14 protein-coding genes are annotated in these 25,506 nt (G+C 46.3%); 5 read left to right on the top strand and 9 right to left on the bottom strand.

The features are described from left to right. Positions 1 to 137: 137 nt before the first annotated feature. Both ACFBZI_RS02145 and yihG read right to left on the bottom strand, forming a co-directional pair. Positions 138 to 1,229 carry a hypothetical protein gene (locus ACFBZI_RS02145; RefSeq protein WP_375714822.1) on the bottom strand — a complete coding sequence of 364 codons (1,092 nt, stop codon included), beginning with the start codon at positions 1,227 to 1,229 and terminating at the stop codon, positions 138 to 140. A gap of 3 nt (positions 1,230 to 1,232) precedes the next feature. Next, complete coding sequence (yihG, locus tag ACFBZI_RS02140; protein WP_375714821.1) at positions 1,233 to 2,237, bottom strand: 1-acylglycerol-3-phosphate O-acyltransferase, YihG family; 1,005 nt, start codon at positions 2,235 to 2,237, stop codon at positions 1,233 to 1,235. Between the two features lie 107 nt (positions 2,238 to 2,344). On the opposite strand from yihG, the gene ACFBZI_RS02135 reads away from it, so the two are divergent. From ACFBZI_RS02135 to ACFBZI_RS02115, 5 genes are all read left to right on the top strand, one after another. Then, positions 2,345 to 2,494 (top strand): hypothetical protein, encoded by a 150-nt coding sequence (locus ACFBZI_RS02135; RefSeq protein WP_375714820.1) that lies wholly within the window; start codon positions 2,345 to 2,347, stop codon positions 2,492 to 2,494. Between the two features lie 363 nt (positions 2,495 to 2,857). Next, positions 2,858 to 3,526, top strand: coding sequence for a YiaD family glycine zipper/OmpA-like lipoprotein (locus tag ACFBZI_RS02130; protein ID WP_375714819.1), 669 nt, complete (start codon positions 2,858 to 2,860; stop codon positions 3,524 to 3,526). An 860-nt stretch (positions 3,527 to 4,386) separates the two neighbouring features. Continuing rightward, positions 4,387 to 15,957: a YadA-like family protein gene (locus tag ACFBZI_RS02125; protein ID WP_375714818.1), complete on the top strand. Its 11,571-nt coding sequence runs from the start codon at positions 4,387 to 4,389 to the stop codon at positions 15,955 to 15,957. A gap of 99 nt (positions 15,958 to 16,056) precedes the next feature. Beyond that, complete coding sequence (locus ACFBZI_RS02120) at positions 16,057 to 17,007, top strand: OmpA family protein (protein ID WP_375714817.1); 951 nt, start codon at positions 16,057 to 16,059, stop codon at positions 17,005 to 17,007. A gap of 339 nt (positions 17,008 to 17,346) precedes the next feature. Further along, positions 17,347 to 18,165 (top strand): HpcH/HpaI aldolase/citrate lyase family protein, encoded by an 819-nt coding sequence (locus ACFBZI_RS02115; protein WP_375714816.1) that lies wholly within the window; start codon positions 17,347 to 17,349, stop codon positions 18,163 to 18,165. Between the two features lie 59 nt (positions 18,166 to 18,224). Here ACFBZI_RS02115 and epmA read toward each other — a convergent pair whose 3' ends face one another. The 7 genes from epmA to ACFBZI_RS02080 form a co-directional block, all read right to left on the bottom strand. Next, positions 18,225 to 19,196, bottom strand: coding sequence for an EF-P lysine aminoacylase EpmA (epmA, locus tag ACFBZI_RS02110; protein WP_375714815.1), 972 nt, complete (start codon positions 19,194 to 19,196; stop codon positions 18,225 to 18,227). 91 nt (positions 19,197 to 19,287) lie between these two features. Then, positions 19,288 to 20,340 (bottom strand): 4-phosphoerythronate dehydrogenase, encoded by a 1,053-nt coding sequence (locus ACFBZI_RS02105; protein WP_375714814.1) that lies wholly within the window; start codon positions 20,338 to 20,340, stop codon positions 19,288 to 19,290. A gap of 2 nt (positions 20,341 to 20,342) precedes the next feature. Then, positions 20,343 to 21,536, bottom strand: a complete 1,194-nt coding sequence (locus tag ACFBZI_RS02100; RefSeq protein ID WP_375714813.1) for an AI-2E family transporter — start codon at positions 21,534 to 21,536, stop codon at positions 20,343 to 20,345. 343 nt (positions 21,537 to 21,879) lie between these two features. Further along, a complete protein-coding gene (locus ACFBZI_RS02095) occupies positions 21,880 to 22,353 on the bottom strand; it encodes a YaiI/YqxD family protein (protein WP_375714812.1) in 474 nt (157 codons plus the stop codon). 83 nt (positions 22,354 to 22,436) lie between these two features. After that, the gene (locus tag ACFBZI_RS02090; protein ID WP_375714811.1) at positions 22,437 to 23,558 is read right to left on the bottom strand and encodes a 5-(carboxyamino)imidazole ribonucleotide synthase; all 1,122 of its coding nucleotides are present in this window, start codon (positions 23,556 to 23,558) and stop codon (positions 22,437 to 22,439) included. Positions 23,559 to 23,837: 279 nt separating this feature from the next. Continuing rightward, positions 23,838 to 24,371 (bottom strand): 5-(carboxyamino)imidazole ribonucleotide mutase, encoded by a 534-nt coding sequence (purE, locus tag ACFBZI_RS02085; protein ID WP_375714810.1) that lies wholly within the window; start codon positions 24,369 to 24,371, stop codon positions 23,838 to 23,840. Between the two features lie 134 nt (positions 24,372 to 24,505). Beyond that, the gene (locus ACFBZI_RS02080) at positions 24,506 to 25,447 is read right to left on the bottom strand and encodes a metallophosphoesterase (RefSeq protein WP_375714809.1); all 942 of its coding nucleotides are present in this window, start codon (positions 25,445 to 25,447) and stop codon (positions 24,506 to 24,508) included. Positions 25,448 to 25,506: the final 59 nt, after the last annotated feature.

Genomic DNA, 25,506 nt, shown 5'->3' with positions numbered 1-25,506 from the left:
CTGATTTGTGGATAAATTGGCGGATTGGCAAATTAACAACTTGACAAATGGGCAATTTGACAAATTAACAAAACTGATAAATTGCCCATTAACAATCACCAATAAACAAATCAACCAACAACCACGCCACTCACCGACTAAATCGGCAGCTGCTGACTGTGTTTCCATTGTTGGATTTTGACTTGCTCTTCAAAGGCGTCCAGCACATCATCGACCACTTCGCTGATCAGTGCCTGCACTTCTGGGCGTGTAGTGTCAATCTGTGCCACGCCATGAGCCACCGCCACCATCAGATGATCCAGCGTATCATCGCCAAACAGATGGGCATTGATGGCGTTGGTAACATTTTCGCCGATGCTGCGGCCGATGGTGTGAATCTGCGACTCGATGACGCCGCCTGCGATGGGGATCAGCTTTAGGTATTTGCGAAGCTCTGGCGTGTCATTGAGTGCCTGCTCGACAGCGTGACCGATTTTTATCGCCAGCTGCTCGCCTTGGTGCGACAGTAGGGCAGCTTGCAGGCGTGGGGTCAGCTCGGTGCGTAGCAGGCTCAGCAGGGCGGTCTGTATCTGCTGGCGGTTTTGGTCAATGGTCTGATGCATCAGCCGACCACTGTCCGCCTGTGAGCGGTTTAGCTGAGCTCGAAAATTACCCACAGCGGTCAAAATCACTCGGTCAGACAGCTCTTCTAGCAGCACATGATAATAAAACTTCGCCGACTTAAGCCAACGAGCAGGAATCACCTGTATGCCCATGCGGTGCAATCGGCGAGCGATAACCGCCGCTCTAAGCAGTCGCAAGGCACGCAAGGCAGGAAACACGCCCAACACTTCGTACCAATGCACAAAAGGAAAGAAAAACCAGCGGTAATAAGTCCGTCGATAGATGGCAAGTCCCCACCGCACAAACAAATCCACCACCCAAAACAGCGTAAAAAACCCCGCCAGCGTATCAACGCTCAGATGGTGCAGCTGCTGATACGCCATCAGGCTATCGGACATACCTATCCACTCACCGACACGCACCGCAAAGCCGCTCATCAAAACATTATCCACACCAATCAAGGTCAGATCAATCACCAGCAATATCAGCATGATGATATCATAGCTTAGCTTGGCACGGCTAGGCGATCGGTTGGCTTGCTTGTCTGTACCATAAAACGGTATCACTTCATCAAAATCGGCATCATGCCCGGCTGGCTCGTGCGGTGGCTGGCGGTCGGCTGTCATGGCTTAGTCCTTATCGGTGTCGGTGTTGGTACTGCTATCGGTGGCGGTGCTGGCAGGCGTGGCAAACTCGCCCAATATCCGCTCAATCTTGGCATCTTTGGCTTGCCAGACGCTATCTAGCCATGCGTACAGCTCGGCTTTGACCGCCTTGTTATGCTCATATTCGCCATGTTTTAGGGCGGTGAGTAGCTTATCATCAGGGCGGATAAAGTCAATATCCACCGCCAGCCGTGTCAGCTTACCAGACCACAGATCGCCATAGCTGGGCGTGCCGTCAGGATACACCAAAGTCATGTCCAAGATACCATCAATCTCATCGCCAAGACTGGATAACGCCAAGGCAAAGCCACCCGCCTTGGGCTTGAGCAGATGGCGGTAGGGCGATGCTTGCTTTTGGTGCTTGGCAGGGGTAAAGCGTGTGCCTTCTAGGTAATTTAGCAGCACAAACGGCTTACCGCTCAAGGCTTGACAGGCTCGTTGGGCTTCGTCAAAGTCACGGCGTGCCAGTGCTGGGTTTTTGGCGATTTGCTCTGGTGTGTGCCGCTTCATCATCGGAAAATCCAGAAAATAAAAGGTCTGCCCCACCACAGGAATATAAATCAGCTCATGCTTGGCAAAAAACCGTGTAATCGGCAGCACACCTGCACTGATATACTGGATAATGCTGGTATCCACCCATGATTGATGGTTACAAATCAGCAGATATTTGCCATTGGGGTTTAGGTTATCAGGCAAGCGGATACGCCAGTCTTTACTTGGTAGTAGCTTATCAATCAGCAGATTATTAGTCCCAATCCAGTAATTGGCAATGTCAATCACCGCCTTGTCCGCCGCCTTTGAGCCAGTGAACATCTTTGCCACGCCAGCACTGATGACTGGTACGCCAAGCATCAGACTGTTGGCGGCAATCGTGCCGGTGTTGGTGATGAGTGATAGCTTTTGGGCAAGTTTTGGCTTGCTTTTGTGCAGTTTTTCAAAAAAGGGCAAAGTCTTTGAGTTATCCGCCATGATATGTCCTAAAACGCAAATTTTAAACGCAAATTTGTATTACAATCAACAAATCAACACACCGCCCAACGCTTGGTTTGTGCTTTGCTGAGTTTATGTAATTTTTTATGTCATTTATCAAATTGACCAAAATCCACACACAAGACACAGCACCGCCAAGCAAAACACTGGGCAAATGTTCACAGTTGTACATCATCGATAGTTTAACAAAATCTGTGCGACGATGGGAGATTTTTGTCAAATTTCGTGCCAATTGACCGTATTTTGATAAACTTTGTAACAATTTCGCTCACGCACCGCCGCCAGTATTTGACTTGATGGACAAATTGCCCAAAAATCAACCAATCGCCCGCGCCCAAACGCCAAACAAAACCAACAAAGCCGCCAATTCATCAACAATCAAGCAATCTGCCGCCCAAATGATAATAAAAACGCCACCAACTTGCTACACAAGCCACACAAACAAGCAAGAAATGGCGTGCATAATAGGTGATATGACAATGGTGATGAATTGAGCAAATTTAAACAAATCCATTCGCCGCTGTCCCAAAATTCACCCTATATTTTGTAAATTGTACAACAAATTATCCAACCAGTCCTAAGGACAACAAGGAGCTATCATGAAACTAAAAGCATTTGGCGTAACGGCATTAGCAGCCAGCGTGGCACTGTCAGGCTGTGCATCAACAGGTGGCATGGGCGGTAATGGCGAAGGCAAGGGCTTTAATAAAGCCGCCATCGGCACAGCAGCAGGTGCGGTACTGGGTGCTGCCATCTCAAAAGCCACAGGCGGCGATAAAACTGGCCGTGATGCCGCCATCGGTGCTGCCATCGGTGCTGCTGCCGGTGCGTACATGGAACGCCAAGCCAAACAAATCGAAAAACAAATGGCAGGCACAGGCGTAACTGTCGAGCATGACCAAACCACAGGCAATATCAACCTAGTCATGCCGGGCAACATCACTTTTGCCTATGACGATGCGACCCTAAACCCAGCATTCCTAAACAGCCTAGACCGACTGGCAAGCACCATGCAGCAGTATAACCAAACCAGCATCGTCGTGGCAGGTCATACCGACTCAACAGGCCGAGCAGAATACAACCAAACGCTGTCCGAACGCCGTGCTGGCTCAGTGCGTAATTACCTAGTCGCCCAAGGCATCTCACCGAGCCGTATCCGTACCGTCGGCTATGGTATGCGTGAGCCTGTGGCATCAAACGCCACCGACGCCGGCCGCGCCCAAAACCGCCGTGTTGAGCTGACGATTTTGACACCACAAAATCTATAAAACTTATCAAATCTGTAAAGCTCAAATAAACAGCACAGCACCCAAATTGGCACAAGCCAACAGCTGATAACCAAAACCCCAAAAACCGCCCAGTCATCGCATTGGGCGGTTTTTTGGTTTTTGGTTTTAAATTTTTAAATTTTGGAATTTGGTGGATTGTGATAAATGATTTTTAATAATTTCTTATAAATATAAGTTTGGCAGGCGAGATTTTGGCATGACAAAAGTTTGATTAATTTTATCTAATCTGATTTTGGATAAAATTAATCATAGCGACCGATTATCGCCAAAATCATGCCAATTTGACCACACCAAATACCGATTATCGCCAAAATCCGCAAGATAAACAGGGGGGGGGTGGACTGATAAAAACAGAATTAAATAGATTGATTTTATTGGGTTTTTACAAAAAACTAGCAAAATTACCCAAGCCAAAATGCCCAATTTGTGCTATATTTGCATAGATGAATATACGAAATTTTGGCGAAACATTTGACCAAAAATTAAGCGTTCGTTAAGCGAATGTTACAAAGTCCATACCATTTATTTTGCTAAAATTACGCCAGCTGTCTGTTCAAAAGCCAGCAAAAACAGTATAATCAAGTGGTAAATGCAACAACATAACCGTAGCCAAGTTATGATTAATTGATTATGAATTATATCTAATCAATCATGCTAGCTGTCGTTGGCTGTTTGCATCGTTTTTGGTAACTGACAAGCAAGTGGGGTCGTTGATATTTGGCGTTTTGCCAAGGGTCAATACTTCGCTTGCCTGTGCCTGTTACTGTGATAACAAGGTGTACGCACGCACAGAAAAGGTATCAAGTATCTGACGCTGTGTACTTTTATGAGGATAATTTATGAATAAACTCTATCGAGTTATTTTCAACCGCTCGACTCAGACCTTTCAAGCGGTCTGCGAGTTTGCTCGTGCTCAGGGCAAATCATCGTCTGCTGCTGTCGGTTCAACTGAGGTAAACGAAGCGGAGGCAGACAGCCAGTCTGGTATCGCTAAGGCCGCTGTTGCCATCAGTATTGCAGGGGCAGCCATGCTTGGCTCGGCTCAAGCGATGGCTGTGGTTGATAAGTCTGCTAATGGCTTAATTTATGTTGATGGTACTGGTCCAGCAATCACAACCGAGACCGATTCTATTGCCATTGGCGGTGGAGCAAAAACAGGAAATACAGGTACCATTGCGATTGGTGCAGCCGCAAATGCTAATGATGTTTACGGCGTTGCCATCGGTTATAAGGCAGAAAGTACCAATGCGGGCAGTATGACAGCTGATGCCAGTGTTGTTATTGGTGCTGCGGCAAAAACAGCCAACCAAAGCTCAGTAGTTGTTGGTTCTGAGGCTAAAGTAGAATTAACCAGCGGTACTGGCGGGACAGCGGTTGGTAGCCAGGCCCGTGTTACTGGCGATACAGGTACTGCTTTGGGCATTCAGGCACAGGCACTTGCTTCAGCCGGCTTGGCAGCTGGTCGTATGGCTAAAGCTGAGAGTACCAATGGTGTTGCTATTGGTCAAAACGCCGTAGCTGGTGACGCTGCTGTGTCAGCTGCTACCCCAATGGGACAAAATGATGAGGCTCGTGGTGCAACGGCTGTCGGTTCTGCTGCAAAGGCAACCCGTTGGGGGGCAACGGCATTGGGTAATGCTGCTAGTGCCACAGCCAACAAAACCATCGCTTTGGGTAGCCAAGCCGCAGCATCTGCTCTATTTGCTACTGCGATCGGTAACGGCACAGCAGCATCTGGCATAAATGCTACCGTATTGGGTACAGATTCTAAAGCAACTGCCGAAAATGCAACCGCTATCGGTGCAGGCACAACTGTTGGCAATAAAGACACAGTAGCTTTGGGTCGTGGTATCACTTCTACTCAAGATAACTCAGTGATCTTAGGTAGCCAATCCACCGACCGTGCGGCAACGAAAGAAAACACAGCAACCGTTGGTCCTTGGACTTATAACGGCTTTGCTGGTAGCAGCCCGACTGCTGTGGCTTCTATCGGTGCGGTCGGTGCAGAGCGTCAGCTGATTAATGTCGCAGCAGGTAAGATTTCTGCAACTTCTACCGATGCCATCAACGGCTCACAGCTGTATGCAGCGATGAATGCTATTCCTAAGTATGTAGCTGGTACAAATGTTGCGTTCAATGATAACGGTGACGGCACAACCACGATCAATGTCAATACCCCACCAGCAACCCCAGCTGCGCCGATTGAGACCACTGATGTAACGACCAATTTTGCAGACAACTATCATGCAGCAAACTATTCTAGAGGGCCAAACGAAGATGCTGGTAAAGCATCTATTGGAACCAATCAAGATGGCAATAAACTGGTTAATGGTACAACCTTGGTCAAAGCCATCAACGAATCTGGTTGGCAGCTGACCGTTGGTGCTGCTGCGGATAGCAATGGTGAAAATACAAGTGAGATACAAGACTACAATGAGCTGATTAGCCCAAATGATGTGGTTACTTTCCAAGCTGGCGACGGTATCCAGATTAAGCAACAAAACGCTACAATCACCATCTCTACTGTTCCCCAAGATCCGAAAGCTCCTGAAACCACAACCTTAACCGTAACTGACGGTAAAATTGCTGCACCAACAGATGAGACAGACGGCGACAAACTGGTCAATGCAACCAATATCGCTAATGCAGTGAACAATGTTTCTTGGAGCGTGGGCGGTCCTGGCGGCACCAAAGTTGCTGATGTTAAAGCCGGCAACCAAGTGAACTTTGTTAGCGGCTGTGGTACAACTGCTGTTGTAACAGCGGGCGCTAAACCAGGTGAAACCAATGTAACCTTTAATGTCAACACCGCTGGTGATACATTTGACAAAAACAATGTTACCTTCGCAGTAACTGGTCCAGAAGGCTATGTAACAGGCAATACCCTGGACAATGCCACTACGTACCTGACCCTAAAAGGCATGAACTTCACTGGCAACAATGCTGCAGATCAAAAAGACATCCATAAAAACTTGGGTGAGACTTTGACTGTTGCCGGTGGCGTAACTGATACAAACGCAACACCAGTATCAGACAAAAACACCTATGTTGAAAACAACGGCACTGCACTGATCGTTAAGATCGCAGAAACCCCTGAGTTTAAAGGTGTGAATCTGACCAATGCCAACGGTACAGTTAATCTAACACCAACCACTAACGGCACTTTGACTTTGTCCAATGCAACCGGTGGCGATGTTACCTTGAGCGGTATCGAAAAAGGTGCAAAAACCTTTGCTGAAACTGGTGCTCCTTCAACTGACGCAACCAAAAACTTGCTTGACCTAAATAACTCAACAGCTAACAACGCATTGACCGTTGAAGATGCGAAAAAATTAGGCTGGGTTGTTGCCGCAAGCAAAAATAAAGACGAAAACAATGCTGAAAAAGCATACGAAGACTCAGTCACCAACGCTCAAAAAGTTGATTTCGTAGGCGAAAACGGTATCCAAGTAAACGGTAAGACCGATGGCGAAACTCGCACCATCACCATCAAAGCTGATACCACAACCGTTACTAACAATGCCAATGGTTCAGTGTCTATTGACACCGCAGCAAACCCAGCTCAAAACGGCAACAGCTTAGTAACTGGCGATACTTTGGTAAATGCCATCAACAAATCTGGCTGGACACTAAAAACTGGTACAGATGGCGGTACAGACAGCACTGCTGCAGATGCTAAAGATAAATCAGAACTGATCAACCCAGGTGAAGAAGTTACTATCAAAGCTGGTAAAAATGTTGATGTCAAACGAGATGGCAGCAACATCACCATTTCGGCAACTGCTGAAAACACTACTTTGACCGTTACTAACGGCACAATCGCTGCACCAGCAACTGGCGAAGGCGACAAACTGGTCAATGCAACCAATATCGCTAATGCAGTGAACAATGTCTCTTGGGCTATCGCTGGTAACGATGGCGAAAAAGTTAATGATGTCAAAGCTGGCAGCAAAGTAAACTTTGTAAACGGCACAGGCACAACTGCGACTGTTAGCAAAGGTGAAAAAGACGGTGAAACCAATGTAACCTTTAATGTGGTTGCTACTGGCGATAATTTTAATGCAAATAGCCCTGCTTCAGATTTTGAAGTTACTGATAAGACTGGTTTTGTTAATGGTGATACCCTAACCAATGCAACCATGCATTTGACCGCTAAGGGTATCAACTTCCAAGGCAACAACAACGCCACAGCTGAAATCCACAAAAACTTGGGTGAGACGCTAACCGTTGCTGGTGGTGCTAACAATCCAGACGGCACTGCTGCCAAAGAAGTATCAGACAAAAACACCTATGTTGAAAACAACGGCACTGCACTGATCGTTAAGATCGCAGAAACCCCTGAGTTTAAAGGTGTGAATCTGACCAATGCCAACGGTACAGTTAATCTAACACCAACCACTAACGGCACTTTGACTTTGTCCAATGCAACCGGTGGCGATGTTACCTTGAGCGGTATCGAAAAAGGTGCAAAAACCTTTGCTGAAACTGGTGCTCCTTCAACTGACGCAACCAAAAACTTGCTTGACCTAAATAACTCAACAGCTAACAACGCATTGACCGTTGAAGATGCGAAAAAATTAGGCTGGGTTGTTGCCGCAAGCAAAAATAAAGACGAAAACAATGCTGAAAAAGCATACGAAGACTCAGTCACCAACGCTCAAAAAGTTGATTTCGTAGGCGAAAACGGTATCCAAGTAAACGGTAAGACCGATGGCGAAACTCGCACCATCACCATCAAAGCTGATACCACAACCGTTACTAACAATGCCAATGGTTCAGTGTCTATTGACACCGCAGCAAACCCAGCTCAAAACGGCAACAGCTTAGTAACTGGCGATACTTTGGTAAATGCCATCAACAAATCTGGCTGGACACTAAAAACTGGTACAGATGGCGGTACAGACAGCACTGCTGCAGATGCTAAAGATAAATCAGAACTGATCAACCCAGGTGAAGAAGTTACTATCAAAGCTGGTAAAAATGTTGATGTCAAACGAGATGGCAGCAACATCACCATTTCGGCAACTGCTGAAAACACTACTTTGACCGTTACTAACGGCACAATCGCTGCACCAGCAACTGGCGAAGGCGACAAACTGGTCAATGCAACCAATATCGCTAATGCAGTGAACAATGTCTCTTGGGCTATCGCTGGTAACGATGGCGAAAAAGTTAATGATGTCAAAGCTGGCAGCAAAGTAAACTTTGTAAACGGCACAGGCACAACTGCGACTGTTAGCAAAGGTGAAAAAGACGGTGAAACCAATGTAACCTTTAATGTGGTTGCTACTGGCGATAATTTTAATGCAAATAGCCCTGCTTCAGATTTTGAAGTTACTGATAAGACTGGTTTTGTTAATGGTGATACCCTAACCAATGCAACCATGCATTTGACCGCTAAGGGTATCAACTTCCAAGGCAACAACAACGCCACAGCTGAAATCCACAAAAACTTGGGTGAGACGCTAACCGTTGCTGGTGGTGCTAACAATCCAGACGGCACTGCTGCCAAAGAAGTATCAGACAAAAACACCTATGTTGAAAACAACGGCACTGCACTGATCGTTAAGATCGCAGAAACCCCTGAGTTTAAAGGTGTGAATCTGACCAATGCCAACGGTACAGTTAATCTAACACCAACCACTAACGGCACTTTGACTTTGTCCAATGCAACCGGTGGCGATGTTACCTTGAGCGGTATCGAAAAAGGTGCAAAAACCTTTGCTGAAACTGGTGCTCCTTCAACTGACGCAACCAAAAACTTGCTTGACCTAAATAACTCAACAGCTAACAACGCATTGACCGTTGAAGATGCGAAAAAATTAGGCTGGGTTGTTGCCGCAAGCAAAAATAAAGACGAAAACAATGCTGAAAAAGCATACGAAGACTCAGTCACCAACGCTCAAAAAGTTGATTTCGTAGGCGAAAACGGTATCCAAGTAAACGGTAAGACCGATGGCGAAACTCGCACCATCACCATCAAAGCTGATACTGCAACTTTGGGTCTAAGCAACAGCGAGCCTAATCCTAATGAAGAAGGTGCAACCATAAGCAACGGTACTGTTGTTGTTCCTGAAGGTCAAGGCGACAAACTGGTTAATGCAACCAACGTTGCTGATGCAATCAACAACGCTTCTTGGACTATCGCTGGTAACGATGCTAAGAAAGTTAATGATGTCAAAGCTGGCAGCCAAGTTAACTTTGTTAATGGTATCGGTACAACTGCAGTTGTCACCAAAAAAGATGATGGTACAACCAATGTTACCTTCAACAGCCCATTGGCTTATGTGAACGCTAAAGACGGCAAAGTTACTGATGATCTATCAACACCAAGCAACACAGTTGTATTGGTAGGTACTGGCGACAACTTAGGCCCAGTTTCACTGAAAAATACAGCCAGCGGCTTGCGTGATGAAATCGCAACGACTGAAAACGCAACCAAACCATTCAACACTGTATTGGCAAATGCAACTGGCGACACGCTAAACAACGCTGTCAATGTTAGCGATCTGAAAAATGCAGTTGGTGGTATTGGCTTTAACTTGACAACCAAACAAGTTAAAGATGCGGTTAATGCTGAATCTAAAGTGGAAGAAAACTTGGCAGAAGAAGGCAAACGCCTTGTTTCTGATGAAACCTTCACACTAGATGCTGGTAACAACATCAAGATTAAGCAAATCGACAACGGTTACGAAGTAGCAACATCAGAAAACGTTACCTTCAACAATGTGAACGCAACCACATTGACTGTGGGCAATGTAAGCGATGCAGCTGCACCAAAAGTTGACTTCAAAGCTGAAAAAGCTGAAAAAGCAACCAACAACCCAGAAGACAAAGCACCAGTTTCTGCATTGAATGTCACCACAACTGTTGATGGCAAAGAAACCCCAACGCAAATCACTGGCGTAGGTTCTGTGTTGAACACAACCGATGTTGCAACCAACGGTGGTAATACAGACGGTACTCCTGTCACCACAGAAAAACCAGGTACACCAGATACCAGTACTTTAGTTAATCTTGGTTCTAAAGAATCGCCATTGGATGAAAAAACTCTAAACTCAGCAGCGACTGTTCGTGACATCGCTAACATGGGTTGGGTTGTTGAAGCAGAAGGCAATGGTTACACCAACACTGTGAAGAATGCTGATAAAGTAAACTTCAAAGGTGAAGGTGGTCTGGCTGTTACTGGTTCTGATGTTGAGAAAGACGGTAAAACTGTTCGCACCATCACCATCAAAGCTGATACTGCAACTTTGGGTCTAAGCAACAGCGAGCCTAATCCTAATGAAGAAGGTGCAACCATAAGCAACGGTACTGTTGTTGTTCCTGAAGGTCAAGGCGACAAACTGGTTAATGCAACCAACGTTGCTGATGCAATCAACAACGCTTCTTGGACTATCGCTGGTAACGATGCTAAGAAAGTTAATGATGTCAAAGCTGGCAGCCAAGTTAACTTTGTTAATGGTATCGGTACAACTGCAGTTGTCACCAAAAAAGATGATGGTACAACCAATGTTACCTTCAACAGCCCATTGGCTTATGTGAACGCTAAAGACGGCAAAGTTACTGATGATCTATCAACACCAAGCAACACAGTTGTATTGGTAGGTACTGGCGACAACTTAGGCCCAGTTTCACTGAAAAATACAGCCAGCGGCTTGCGTGATGAAATCGCAACGACTGAAAACGCAACCAAACCATTCAACACTGTATTGGCAAATGCAACTGGCGACACGCTAAACAACGCTGTCAATGTTAGCGATCTGAAAAATGCAGTTGGTGGTATTGGCTTTAACTTGACAACCAAACAAGTTAAAGATGCGGTTAATGCTGAATCTAAAGTGGAAGAAAACTTGGCAGAAGAAGGCAAACGCCTTGTTTCTGATGAAACCTTCACACTAGATGCTGGTAACAACATCAAGATTAAGCAAATCGACAACGGTTACGAAGTAGCAACATCAGAAAACGTTACCTTCAACAATGTGAACGCAACCACATTGACTGTGGGCAATGTAAGCGATGCAGCTGCACCAAAAGTTGACTTCAAAGCTGAAAAAGCTGAAAAAGCAACCAACAACCCAGAAGACAAAGCACCAGTTTCTGCATTGAATGTCACCACAACTGTTGATGGCAAAGAAACCCCAACGCAAATCACTGGCGTAGGTTCTGTGTTGAACACAACCGATGTTGCAACCAACGGTGGTAATACAGACGGTACTCCTGTCACCACAGAAAAACCAGGTACACCAGATACCAGTACTTTAGTTAATCTTGGTTCTAAAGAATCGCCATTGGATGAAAAAACTCTAAACTCAGCAGCGACTGTTCGTGACATCGCTAACATGGGTTGGGTTGTTGAAGCAGAAGGCAATGGTTACACCAACACTGTGAAGAATGCTGATAAAGTAAACTTCAAAGGTGAAGGTGGTCTGGCTGTTACTGGTTCTGATGTTGAGAAAGACGGTAAAACTGTTCGCACCATCACCATCAAAGCTGATACTGCAACTTTGGGTCTAAGCAACAGCGAGCCTAATCCTAATGAAGAAGGTGCAACCATAAGCAACGGTACTGTTGTTGTTCCTGAAGGTCAAGGCGACAAACTGGTTAATGCAACCAACGTTGCTGATGCAATCAACAACGCTTCTTGGACTATCGCTGGTAACGATGCTAAGAAAGTTAATGATGTCAAAGCTGGCAGCCAAGTTAACTTTGTTAATGGTATCGGTACAACTGCAGTTGTCACCAAAAAAGATGATGGTACAACCAATGTTACCTTCAACAGCCCATTGGCTTATGTGAACGCTAAAGACGGCAAAGTTACTGATGATCTATCAACACCAAGCAACACAGTTGTATTGGTAGGTACTGGCGACAACTTAGGCCCAGTTTCACTGAAAAATACAGCCAGCGGCTTGCGTGATGAAATCGCAACGACTGAAAACGCAACCAAACCATTCAACACTGTATTGGCAAATGCAACTGGCGACACGCTAAACAACGCTGTCAATGTTAGCGATCTGAAAAATGCAGTTGGTGGTATTGGCTTTAACTTGACAACCAAACAAGTTAAAGATGCGGTTAATGCTGAATCTAAAGTGGAAGAAAACTTGGCAGAAGAAGGCAAACGCCTTGTTTCTGATGAAACCTTCACACTAGATGCTGGTAACAACATCAAGATTAAGCAAATCGACAACGGTTACGAAGTAGCAACATCAGAAAACGTTACCTTCAACAATGTGAACGCAACCACATTGACTGTGGGCAATGTAAGCGATGCAGCTGCACCAAAAGTTGACTTCAAAGCTGAAAAAGCTGAAAAAGCAACCAACAACCCAGAAGACAAAGCACCAGTTTCTGCATTGAATGTCACCACAACTGTTGATGGCAAAGAAACCCCAACGCAAATCACTGGCGTAGGTTCTGTGTTGAACACAACCGATGTTGCAACCAACCCAGGCGACACTGTTGGTAAAGATGGTAATAAAGTTCCAGGCGTAACCAATCCAAAAGGTGATAAACTGGTTAACCTGAAAGATTTGCCAGACAATATCCAAAACTCAGCAGCGACTGTTCGTGACATCGCTAACATGGGTTGGGTTGTTGAAGCAGAAGGCAATGGTTACACCAACACTGTGAAGAATGCTGATAAAGTAAACTTCAAAGGTGAAGGTGGTCTGGCTGTTACTGGTTCTGATGTTGAGAAAGACGGTAAAACTGTTCGCACCATCACCATCAAAGCTGATACTGCAACTTTGGGTCTAAGCAACAGCGAGCCTAATCCTAATGAAGAAGGTGCAACCATAAGCAACGGTACTGTTGTTGTTCCTGAAGGTCAAGGCGACAAACTGGTTAATGCAACCAACGTTGCTGATGCAATCAACAACGCTTCTTGGACTATCGCTGGTAACGATGCTAAGAAAGTTAATGATGTCAAAGCTGGCAGCCAAGTTAACTTTGTTAATGGTATCGGTACAACTGCAGTTGTCACCAAAAAAGATGATGGTACAACCAATGTTACCTTCAACAGCCCATTGGCTTATGTGAACGCTAAAGACGGCAAAGTTACTGATGATCTATCAACACCAAGCAACACAGTTGTATTGGTAGGTACTGGCGACAACTTAGGCCCAGTTTCACTGAAAAATACAGCCAGCGGCTTGCGTGATGAAATCGCAACGACTGAAAACGCAACCAAACCATTCAACACTGTATTGGCAAATGCAACTGGCGACACGCTAAACAACGCTGTCAATGTTAGCGATCTGAAAAATGCAGTTGGTGGTATTGGCTTTAACTTGACAACCAAACAAGTTAAAGATGCGGTTAATGCTGAATCTAAAGTGGAAGAAAACTTGGCAGAAGAAGGCAAACGCCTTGTTTCTGATGAAACCTTCACACTAGATGCTGGTAACAACATCAAGATTAAGCAAATCGACAACGGTTACGAAGTAGCAACATCAGAAAACGTTACCTTCAACAATGTGAACGCAACCACATTGACTGTGGGCAATGTAAGCGATGCAGCTGCACCAAAAGTTGACTTCAAAGCTGAAAAAGCTGAAAAAGCAACCAACAACCCAGAAGACAAAGCACCAGTTTCTGCATTGAATGTCACCACAACTGTTGATGGCAAAGAAACCCCAACGCAAATCACTGGCGTAGGTTCTGTGTTGAACACAACCGATGTTGCAACCAACCCAGGCGACACTGTTGGTAAAGATGGTAATAAAGTTCCAGGCGTAACCAATCCAAAAGGTGATAAACTGGTTAACCTGAAAGATTTGCCAGACAATATCCAAAACTCAGCAGCGACTGTTCGTGACATCGCTAACATGGGTTGGGTGGTATCTACCAGCGGCAACAACTACACCGACACTGTGAAGAATGCCAATAAGGTTGACTTCAAAGGTGGCGACGGTGTAACTGTTACAGGTACAACGACAGCTGATGGTACACGCCAAATTACCGTTGGAGTTGATGAAGCGAAGATTGCTAACAATACTTTAGCTAAACTGAACTTTGTTGATGGTAAAGGTACAACTGCGAATGTCAGCCAGCCTGCTGCAGATGGTTCTCGTAACATAACCTTTGATGTGGCAACCACTGACCTTAGCGTAATGGCTGCTGGTAAGGTGAAAAAACCTGTCGAAGGCGACAAGCTGGTGAATGCAACCACAGTAACTAATGCAATCAACAATTCTGGTTGGAGAGTAACTGGCGGCAAAGAAGGCACTGGTATCGTCAATGGTAAGACCACAGAGCTGGTTCAACCGGGCGAAGAAGTAACCTTCAAGGCAGGTAACAACCTAGTGTTGGATCAAAAAGCTCAAAACTTCACTTACTCATTGGCAAAAGACATTGATATCAACAGTGTCAAAGCAAATGAAGTGAAAGCCGGCCCTGTCACCATCAACCAAAATGGTATCGATGCTGGCGGTAAGCGAATCACCAATGTTTCCAGAGGTGTTGCTCCGACTGATGCGGTGAACAAATCGCAATTGGACGAAGTTGCTAACGCTGTGGGCAATGTTTCTTGGGGCATCGGTGGTGCTGATGGTAAAAAAGTTGCCGATGTTAAATCTGGCAACCAAGTGAACTTTGTCAACGGTACTGGTACAACCGCTGTGGTTACCAAAGGTGCAAATGGTACAACCAATGTTACCTTCAACATCGCAACTGGCAATGTTAAGTTTGAAGATGGTAAGGCGACAGCTGCCGAGCCTAACAAAGTTGCAACCACAGGCGATGTAGCAAATGTTACCAACGGTGCAGTTGCCAACTTGACTGCCAAAGGCTTGAACTTCCAAGGCAACGATGGCGTAGAAATCCACAAAGACTTGGGTCAAACCTTGACTGTGAAAGGTGGTGTGGCTAACGCAACGACAACACCTGTATCAGCCAAAAACACCTATGTGGAAAGCAACGGTAAAGAGCTGATCGTTAAGATCGCAGATCGTCCTGAGTTCACAGGTATGAACCTAACCAACGGTACAAGCACTGTAAACTTGGATCCAGTTACCGATCGTGACGGCACCACAGCGTTGAACCTGAACCAAGGCGGCGATCCTGTACGCATCAAAAATGTCGCACCAGGCATTGATGGTACTGACGCAGTCAATGTGGATCAGCTAAAAGGCGTTGCTGGTAACCTAGCAAACAGCATCACTGGCGTAGCTAACGATGCTAACGCAGGCGTATCGTCAGCGATGGCGATGGCAGCATTGCCACAAGCCTATATCCCAGGTAAGTCTATGCTGACTGGTGGTGTGGCAAGCTACAACGGCCAAGGTGCGATTGCTGTCGGTCTGTCAAGATTGTCTGACAACGGTCGCTGGGTGCTGAAAGTATCTGGCTCTGCTGACAGCCAAGGTAACGCAGGCGGTTCAGTGGGTGCAGGTTTCCACTTCTAATCTGCTAACCACACTTGGGGAATCCTGTGTCAAGTTGCACGGGGTTTCCCAACGAATTTATTCATTTTTAATTTAGCAATTGCTAATTAGGAAAATTTTATGAAAAAATTAAACGCATTGAGCGTCTTGGCAGTGTCTGTATTTGCCATCACTGGCTGTATGGGTACTAAGCAAGTCAGCCAAAACATCTCAAACCAAGGCACCATCGCTGCCGAAGACATCTATTTTCCAGAGCTGAATAAGGCATGGCAAAAAGATGGTCAATTCCCAAACCGTGAGAATTTGTCAAAGATTCGTCCAGGTGTGGCAAAAGATGAGTTGTATCAACTGCTTGGCCGTCCACATTTTAACGAGTCAATCAAAGCTCGTGAGTGGGACTATATCTTGAAGTTTTATCAAGCAGATGACAGCGTTAAAGTTTGTCAGTACAAAGTGATTTTTGACGAAAACTATCGTGGCCAAGAGTTCTACTGGCTGCCAAAAGATTGTGCTCAGTATGCCAAAGCACCAGAAGCTGGCAAAACTGTCATCATCAATCAACCTGCACCAGTGATGCCAGCTCCAGCACCGATGCAACCAATCGTTAATGAGCGTATCACCCTAGAAGCTGACGCACTATTTAAGTTTGACAAATATGAGCTTAAAGATATGCTACCAGCAGGCAAAGCACGCCTAGACGCTTTGGCAGTACAGCTAAAAGAGTGGGAACAGCGTGGCGAGAGCCGTGTACACTTGGTAGGTCATACTGACCGCCTAGGTAGCCATGACTACAATATCCGCCTGTCTGAGCGTCGTGCTGAGACTGTCCGCCGCTACCTAATCGAGCGTGGCGTGAACGCAGCGACACTATCTGCAGCAGGTGCAGGTAAGCTACAACCATTGCCAAATGTACAATGTAGCGATAGCTTGCCACGTCCGCAATTGATTGACTGCTTGCAGCCAAACCGTCGTGTTGAAGTGAATGTGACTGTTTATGCACGCACCACTGATGGCGGTATGCAGCAAATCGAACAAGGCAAAGATTATCAAAACTTTAACCAAGCACAATAATCTTATTGTCTAAGCAAGTCGGATTTTGACCGATTTTGGTGGATTTTAAACAGTTTAATTTGCCAAACTTCATCAAAATTGCAGACTTGATGGGACTGATTTTCATCGTGAAAGTCAGTCCTTTTTATTTGGATAATTGATAAAAAGTTAATATTTTATCCCGCATTATTCATTATTTATTATTCATCATTTATTAAAATTGTCAAAATACTGACATAATACGCAAACCAAAGCACCAAATCCGCTTGGTGAGATTGGCAAATTTGACAAATGATGATATATTTTTATTCATTTATTGTTACCAATTTTAAAAATATCTTAAATGAGAAACTGTGAAGTATGGATAAAGTAATGGGCAAAACTTTGTTTTTATTTGTGCCAGCGGTGCATCTGCAGCGTGTCGCCAAAGCGGTGCAGTCAGGGGCTGATGCCATTATCATTGACCTGGAAGATGCGGTGGCAGATGAGCAAAAACACAGCGTCCGTCAGGCTTTGATGGATTTTGATAAGCAAAGCCCATGTGATTATTGGCTGCGGATTAATGCCGCTCACAGCGATGATTATCAGCTGGATTTGGCGATGTTGCCGCACTTGGTGCATTTGACTGGCGTGCTATTACCAAAATGCCAAAACGCCGCTCAAGTTGAACACTTGCACCGTGCGACAAATAAGCCAGTGATTGCCATGATTGAGTCTGCCCTTGGTATCGCTAACATTGCTAGTATCGCACAGGCACAGGGCGTGTGGGCGATGAGCTTTGGGCGGCTGGATTTGTTGCAGTCTTTGGGGGTGCGTCTGGGTTCTGCCGCGGCTGGCGTGCTGTTTGATAAGATTCGCAGCGAGCTTTTGATTCATTCGCTGGCAAACGGTCTAAAGCCGCCGATAGAAACGGTGTTTGTCGATTTTTATGATGAAACAGGCTTGGCGGCGTGTGTGCGGCATTGGCGAGATTTTGGCTTTGGCGGTCAGCTGTTGATTCACCCCAAGCAAGTCGCCATCGCCAAGCGTGCTTTGTCGGATATGGCAGATGAGCAGGATTTTGCTCGTGCCATTTACCAAAAATACCAAAGCACTGGCGAGACGGTGTTTGCCGTTGATGGCAAGATGGTGGATTTGCCGCTGATTTTATGGGCAAAAAGCGTGCTGGGTGTGGATTGATGAAGTGATTTTAATTGGTTAAATTAGTTGAATTAATTAAAAATCAACATCACGATAACTCAAGCACGGTCGGTGGTGATGGCGATGGTGTGGCGAATGTCGTTCAATTGGTTTAGCACCATAAACAGCCGATCAACGCCCAGTGCGATACCGCTACACGCAGGCAAATCATCGCACGCCGCCAGCAGGTGCGTATCAATGGGCATGGTCGGCAGCCCAAGCTGTTGCCGTGCTTGATTGTCCGCAATAAATCTGGCACGCAGCTCTTTGGCATCGGCAAGCTCATCATAGGCATTGGCAATCTCGTAGCCGTGCATATACAGCTCAAAGCGGCGTGCGACCTGATGCCCATCAGCATCGATACTCATCTTGGCAAGAGCAGCGGTCGCTGGCGGATAATCGACAATCAAGGTCGGCATCTCAAAGCCAAGTTTTGGTTCAACCAGATGGCTAAACAGCAAATCCAGCCAACTTTGCACATCGCTCCCCATATCCAGACGGATACCGTGGGCGATGGCACATTGGCGTAGGGCATCGACATCAGCACTAAAGGGGTGAATGCCAGCATATTTGACAAAAGCATCAGCATAGCTTAATTGGCACAGCTTGACGGTCTGCCCAGTAACCGCAGTCAGCAGTGCTGCCAACTCGTCCGCCAGCTCGTCCAAATCAAAATCGGGGCGATACCATTCTAGCATGGTAAATTCGACATTATGCCGCCGCCCTTTTTCGTTATCTCGGAACACTTGGCAAATCTGATAAATCGGCACTCGATAGCTGGCGAGCAACCGTTTCATGGCAAACTCTGGCGAAGTGTGCAAATAGCCAGTGGTCAGCTTGCCTTGGTCATGAAAATTGGCCGCTACCGACTCGATATAGACATCGGTATTGCCTGCGTGCGACAAAATCGGCGTGGTCACTTCCAGCACTTTGCGTTCGGCAAAAAACTGGCGGATTTTGCCAAGCAGTTCGGCTTTTTTTTGAGCATTGGCAAGGCTCATCGTGGGGGCGTAATCGGTCGTTGGTTTCATACGATTTGTTAATTTTATTAAAAATTGGTTGGTTTATAAAAGCTGAATTTTATAAAAATTGGCTTGGTGGCTAAATTTATCTGGCAATCAATCACAGCCATTCATGGCGTAGGCGGTAGTTTTTACGCAATTTGTCAAAATCCGCCCCAGTCACGCCTTGATGATTGACCATTTGCAAACTGGCAAAATCGGCGGCAATATCATAATAATCACGAAGTTTTATTAAGCTAAACTTATCCATCAATTCATCAAAGCGATAAGGATTATCAGGCAACAGTGGCGGCAGCGTTTGGCAAATCTCAAGGTCAAAATGTCGGCAAAAGGCTTGATAAATCATGTCCGTGCCACGGATTTTGCCTTCTAGGGTATAGCCTGCGATGTGCGGTGTGGCAAGCGTCAGAGCATTTAGCAAATCGGCATCAATGGTAGGCTCGTGTGGAAATACATCAAGCACGACACGCAAATTTTTATTGGCGATGGCGTGCATCAGTGCCGTCTGTTCGATGATTTCGCCACGAGCGGTGTTGATGAGCAAGGCATTGGTGTTGAGCTTGGAGAAAGTGGCAGCGTCAAATAGCTTGGCGGTGGGGTGGCGACCGCTGTGCGTCAAAGGCGTGTGAATGCTGATGACATCGGCTGTCAGCACGCCATCGAAGTCGGCTTGGTTGATATCTGATGGCGGCAAAAACGGATCGTAGCCTGACACCTGCCAGCCCAGTCGTGCGGCATAGTCTGCCAGCGTGCTGCCGATATTGCCAAGTCCGATGATGCCAAGGCGAATCGGTGTTTGCCGTGCTTGTGGTAAGGCGTGTAAGATGGCGGTGATGACATATTGGGCGACCGAATGCTTACTGCAACCAGCGGCATTGGCAAAGCTGATGCCAAACTTGTCCAAATAATCGCCATCAACATGGTCAGTGCCGATGGTTGCCGAGCCGACAAATTTCAGCGGCAAAGCGGATAAATCGCCCAAATTGTCCGCTGCCACCTGCGTAACCGAGCGGATAAATAAAGCGTTTGGGCGATGTGTGGCGAGCGTTTTGGCGGTGATATCACGCCCAGCCATCTTAATTAGGCGAATGTCGTGATGTGCCAGATAGTCATCAAGATTGGCGATATTTTCATCAGCAAGTACAGTGAGCATGGTTATCCTTGGTGGTTGGTGTCGTTGGTGTTAGCGTTGGCAGAATTGGTAGTGTCGGTATCAGAGCAGGGCATGGCATCTGATAACAATGCTTGCCCACTAGCCGCCACCGCACCGCTACGGCGACTGGCAAAAATTTCGTTTTTGTGCTGGCTGATCCATTCACGCCACACCGCAAGACCGATGGCAAGCACCACAGGGCCGATGAACAGACCGACAAAGCCAAATGCTGTCAAGCCACCCAGCACGCCAATAAAAATAATGATAAACGGAATTTTGGTCGCACCGCTGATGACGATGGGGCGAATCAAATTATCCACCCAGCTGATGACCAAGATGCCCCACAGCCCAAGTCCGATGCCTTCGGTGGTTTGCCCTTGTGATAACAGCCATAACGCCACCGAACCCCAAGCAAACGGCGTGCCAAACGGTATCATCGCCACGATAAAAGTGATGATGGTCAATAAAATCGGATTGGGCGTACCAGCGACAGCATAGCCAATCCCTGCCAGCAGTGCCTGAGCCAGTGCCGTCAATCCGATGCCATAGACGACCGCTTGGGTGGTGCTGGCGATGGCGTCAATGTAGTGATCGATGCGATCGCCGATGATGTTACGCATCGCTTGGCGAATCTGTTTAACCAAACTCATGCCATCACGATAAAAGAAAAACATGGTCATCAACGCCATGCCCAGTTTGGCGAAGTTTTTGAGTGCGGCATCAAAGGCGATTTTGCCGTAATACAAATGCGACTGAATCCAAGTCCGCACCACCGCCATCGAACTTTCGGGGTCTTTGTTAATCTCCCAAAGGGCGTTTTTGATTTGCTGACCGATGACGGGCAGATTTTTGATACTTTCGGGCAAATCCACATAGCCTGCTTGCAGTCGTCTGACCGCCATGCCATAAAAATTCACCACTTCTTGTTGCAAGAAAAACACGCCAAGCACCAAAGGAATGCCAATCATCAGCGTGATGGACACGGTCATAATCAAGGCACTGATAGTGGGGCTAAGATGCACCTTTTGGTGAAAAAATCGATACAGCGGAAAAGTGATATAAGTCAAAATCGCTGCCCAAATGGCAGACGAAATAAAAAACTTCACCACTTGCAAGCACAAAATCACCAAAACGGTCAATAAAGTCAAGGCAAGTAAGCGTTGTAAAATCAGCTCTTTGCTCCATTGTTCAATCATTGTCTTTTGCCAATCCATCAAATAGTATTTATCGTCAATAAAATGCTAAAAATAAAACCAGTCTTATTATGCACCAATTTTTATAAAATAGCTTGTCCGATTTGCCCAATTTTGCAAGTTTTTTCTTGCTTGATTGTTGATGGGGCGATTGCGGATTTGGTGCTGGGGCTGGTGATGGGCTGTTAATAAAATGATTGGCAGAATGATAAATGGAATGGCAAATAAAATAACCGCTGTGGTTATTTGTGGTTATTGATAAGATGATCAAAATTGCTGGGGTGGTTTAATGGGACTGTTAAATTATTAAGTAGAATTGTTAAATAGGATAGTCAAAATAGCGATTTTATGACACTGGCGATGTTTTGGGCGGTTTGACCAGTTGATTTAGGGCATTGGCAAAGGCGATTTTGTCTTTATCGCCGTAAGGTTTTTGTCCGCCCATCTGTGCAGGCTCTAGCACGCCTGTGCCACGCATCATGTCCATAAAATCTCGTGCGTTGAGCTTGGGCTTGATGTTTTCGGCGGTCAGTCGCTCACCACGCGCGGTCAGCACTAACGCTCCACGCTCTAGCACATCATGGGCAAGCACGATGTCGCTGGTAATCACCAAGTCGCCAGCATTGACAGCATCTGCGATATAATGATCAGCAATATCAAAGCCTTGCGATACGGTGATGCTTTGTAAAAATGGCGATGGCGGCAGCCGTGTCGGACGATTTGCCACAAAAATCGCACAAACTTGCGTGCGATTGGCAGTCTTAATAATCAGCTCTTTGGCGATGTTGGCGATGGCGTCGGCATCGATAAATATTTGCATGATTTGATTAATCTCAAACTTAGCCGATGGCAAGTATTTTAAAATTTTATTTTAGTTGTTTTAAAATACTTGCCTTGTGTCGCTTAGTTCAAAAGCTGCTCAATGGCGGCAACGGCAGCATTTGGCTCATCAGCAGTGATGGTGATGTGTCCGATTTTTCGCCCTGTGCGTTCGGATTTGTGGTAATGGTGAAAATGCACGCCATCAATGCTAAGTAATTGATTTATATCAGGATATTTACCAATAACATTGAGCATTACCGATGGTTTGGCGATTTGGGTATCGCCCAGCGGCAAGCCTGTCACCGCACGGATATGGCTTTCAAATTGGCTGCAGTACGCCCCTTCAATGCTCCAATGTCCTGAGTTATGCACACGGGGGGCGATTTCGTTAGCAATCAATCCAGATTCGGTAACAAACAGCTCCAGCGTCAGCACGCCAACATAATCAAGGTGCGTTAGGATTTTGCCGATGTTGCTTTGGGCTTGCTCGGTTAGGTGAGCGATGTTATCGGCAGGAGCGATGGTTTTGGCAAGAATGCCGTTTTTGTGGTGATTTTCGACCAAAGGGTAGTAGCGAATGTCGCCATTTTTGGCACGCACAGCGATGATGGAGACTTCACGGCTAAAGTTAATAAACCCTTCGGCAATCAAAGGTGCAGGCGTGCTGGTCAGTCCGCCTTGACCTGTTACGGCATCGCCCAGCTCATGCCAAGCGGTTTGGATATCGTTGGTAGTTTTAATGACGAATTGCCCTTTGCCGTCATAGCCGCCACGACTGGTTTTTAGTACCAAAGGCAAGCCCAGCTGCTGACAGGCATTATGTAGCTCGTCTAAACTACTGACCGATAGATACGGCACGGTATCGATGTCCAGTTGATTAAATAACGCTTTTTCGGCCAGACGATCTTGGGCGATTTGTAGGGCATCGGCAGGTGGAAACAGTCCGCCTTTGTCGCTAAGATTGCCCAAGGTGCGAGCAGTATCAACAGGCGTGTTTTCAAATTCTAGGGTAAACACATCACTGGCGGCGATGAATTTATCCAGCTCGTGGCTTTTGAACACTTGTCCATACAAAGACGCAGGGGCATTGTCGGCATCTTCCAAAAATACGCAGCGATAGCCCAGCTGTAAGGCGGCTTGGGCAAGCATCATGCCAAGCTGACCGCCGCCAAGAATGCCAATGGTTTTGATGGTAGAAGTCATAATTTATCCAAAAATTTATCTAAAAACCGTCTAAAAAATCGTCTAAAAATATCAATACAAAATAAAAACAGCCAACGATGGGCAAAACCGTTGGCTATTATCGCACATTTTGCCCATGATTTGGCGTAATTTTGGCAATTTACTTATCCAGTTGGGCAAATCAAGCAATCAAGCAAAGGGTTTGATGATTGCTTACCCAAATAATAAAATTGCTCACATTGTGAATATTTAATTGACAATGAATGATTAATGGTTGGCGATTAACAATCATTAATTGGCTTAATTGATAACCCCTGGAATTGGGCTATTTAGCACCGTGTCGGTTTGTTTTTGGCGAAATTCTTGCAATTGTTTGGCAAGGTTTTTATCGTGAATTGCCAAAATCTGTATCGCCAACAGCCCAGCGTTAAACGCCCCTGCCGTGCCGATAGCAAGTGTACCAACCGCCACGCCTTTTGGCATTTGCACGATGGATAGCAGGCTGTCCCAACCGCTTAGAGTGCTGGATTTGACAGGCACGCCCAGTACAGGTAGGGCGGTCTGTGATGCACACATGCCCGGTAGGTGAGCTGCACCACCTGCACCAGCGATGATGATTTGTAGGCCTTTGTCTTTGGCGGATTTGGCGTAGTCAAACAGCTTATCTGGCGTGCGGTGGGCTGAGACCACTTCGCATTCAAATGCCACACCAAAATCGGCCAAAATCTGTGCAGCGTGGCACATGGTCGCCCAGTCGGATTGTGAACCCATGATGATGCCAACCTTTGGCGTGCCAGCAGGCGATGCAATCGGTGCAGGTTGTGTGTCAGACATATTTTTCCCTTAATGGTATTTAAAAAATATCAGTTAAAAAACAAATTAGCAAAAAAGTAAATTAGCACATTTACACCAAAATGGCAAATGCTTGGCGTGATTTGGCGTTGTTTTGTCAAATATTGCCAATAAAATCATGCCGATGCGATGTATTGCACAAAATTGCCATTATCCAAAGTTGGATTGTCGGTGTCGAATTGATAAGCGGTCAAATGCCCTGTCGTGCCAGCGGAATAATCGGTACAAACCACACTGCCCGAGAGTATCGCAGGTGTGCCGTCCAGCCAATAATGCCCAATAAAAATCGGCTTGGCGGTATCAAGCCTAAAGTCGATGGGCAAAGGCTTGATATCACAGTCATCAGGCAGGTTCATTCTGGCACGAGTGCCAAGCTGGGCGGCTTCTGACAGTGGGCGGTTTTGCCAATCATCAAGCCACCATTTGACTCGAGTTCGCTTGCGGACAATGTCATGGCCGTCAATCAGCACCACGCCAGCAGGCAGCGGGCTTTCGATGCCTTTTAGCAGTCGCTCAAGGGCAAAAAACTCTGGCGAATCGCACAATGCCGTGGCGATGATGCCAGCTGGGGTTAGGCAGCGATTGGCAGTCAGATGGGGCGATAGCACTTGTTGGGCGGCGGTATCCCAGCAGGCATGAATGACATTGAGCATCGGCAGCTCAAGCCACAGCGGCAGCTCATACAGCCGAGACAGCCAATAAGCGTGCAAATCTGAACCCAAGGGGGCTTCGTCCAAAAACGCCTGATGCTGCTTGGTGTTGCGACTGGTGCGTGGACGACAAAAATCGCCATCAGGGTGGGGCGTGGCATAGCCAATGGCATTGTATTCATGATTGCCCATCACTGCCAACGCCGCACCGTGATCCAGCATATCAAAGACAATTTGTAGCGTGTCCAATTGACGAGAGCCACGATCGATAAAATCGCCAATAAAAATCGCCTGATGATTTGCTGGCGGCTGATAGCAATAGCCATCGTGCCGATAGCCAAGCTTGGTCAATAGCCCAATCAGCTTGTCCGCTTGTCCGTGTATGTCGCCGATAATATCATAAATCATAAAACCCCCCTTTGCCTGCGATAATATAGCATATTTATGCCAAAAGTGGCTATGCAGAT

The sequence above is a fragment of the Moraxella marmotae genome (genome assembly GCF_042219885.1).
In the GTDB taxonomy this organism is placed as follows: domain Bacteria; phylum Pseudomonadota; class Gammaproteobacteria; order Pseudomonadales; family Moraxellaceae; genus Moraxella; species Moraxella marmotae.
The sequence above is the reverse complement of the archived record's forward strand: the minus strand, read 5'-3'. Positions and strand labels throughout refer to the sequence as shown.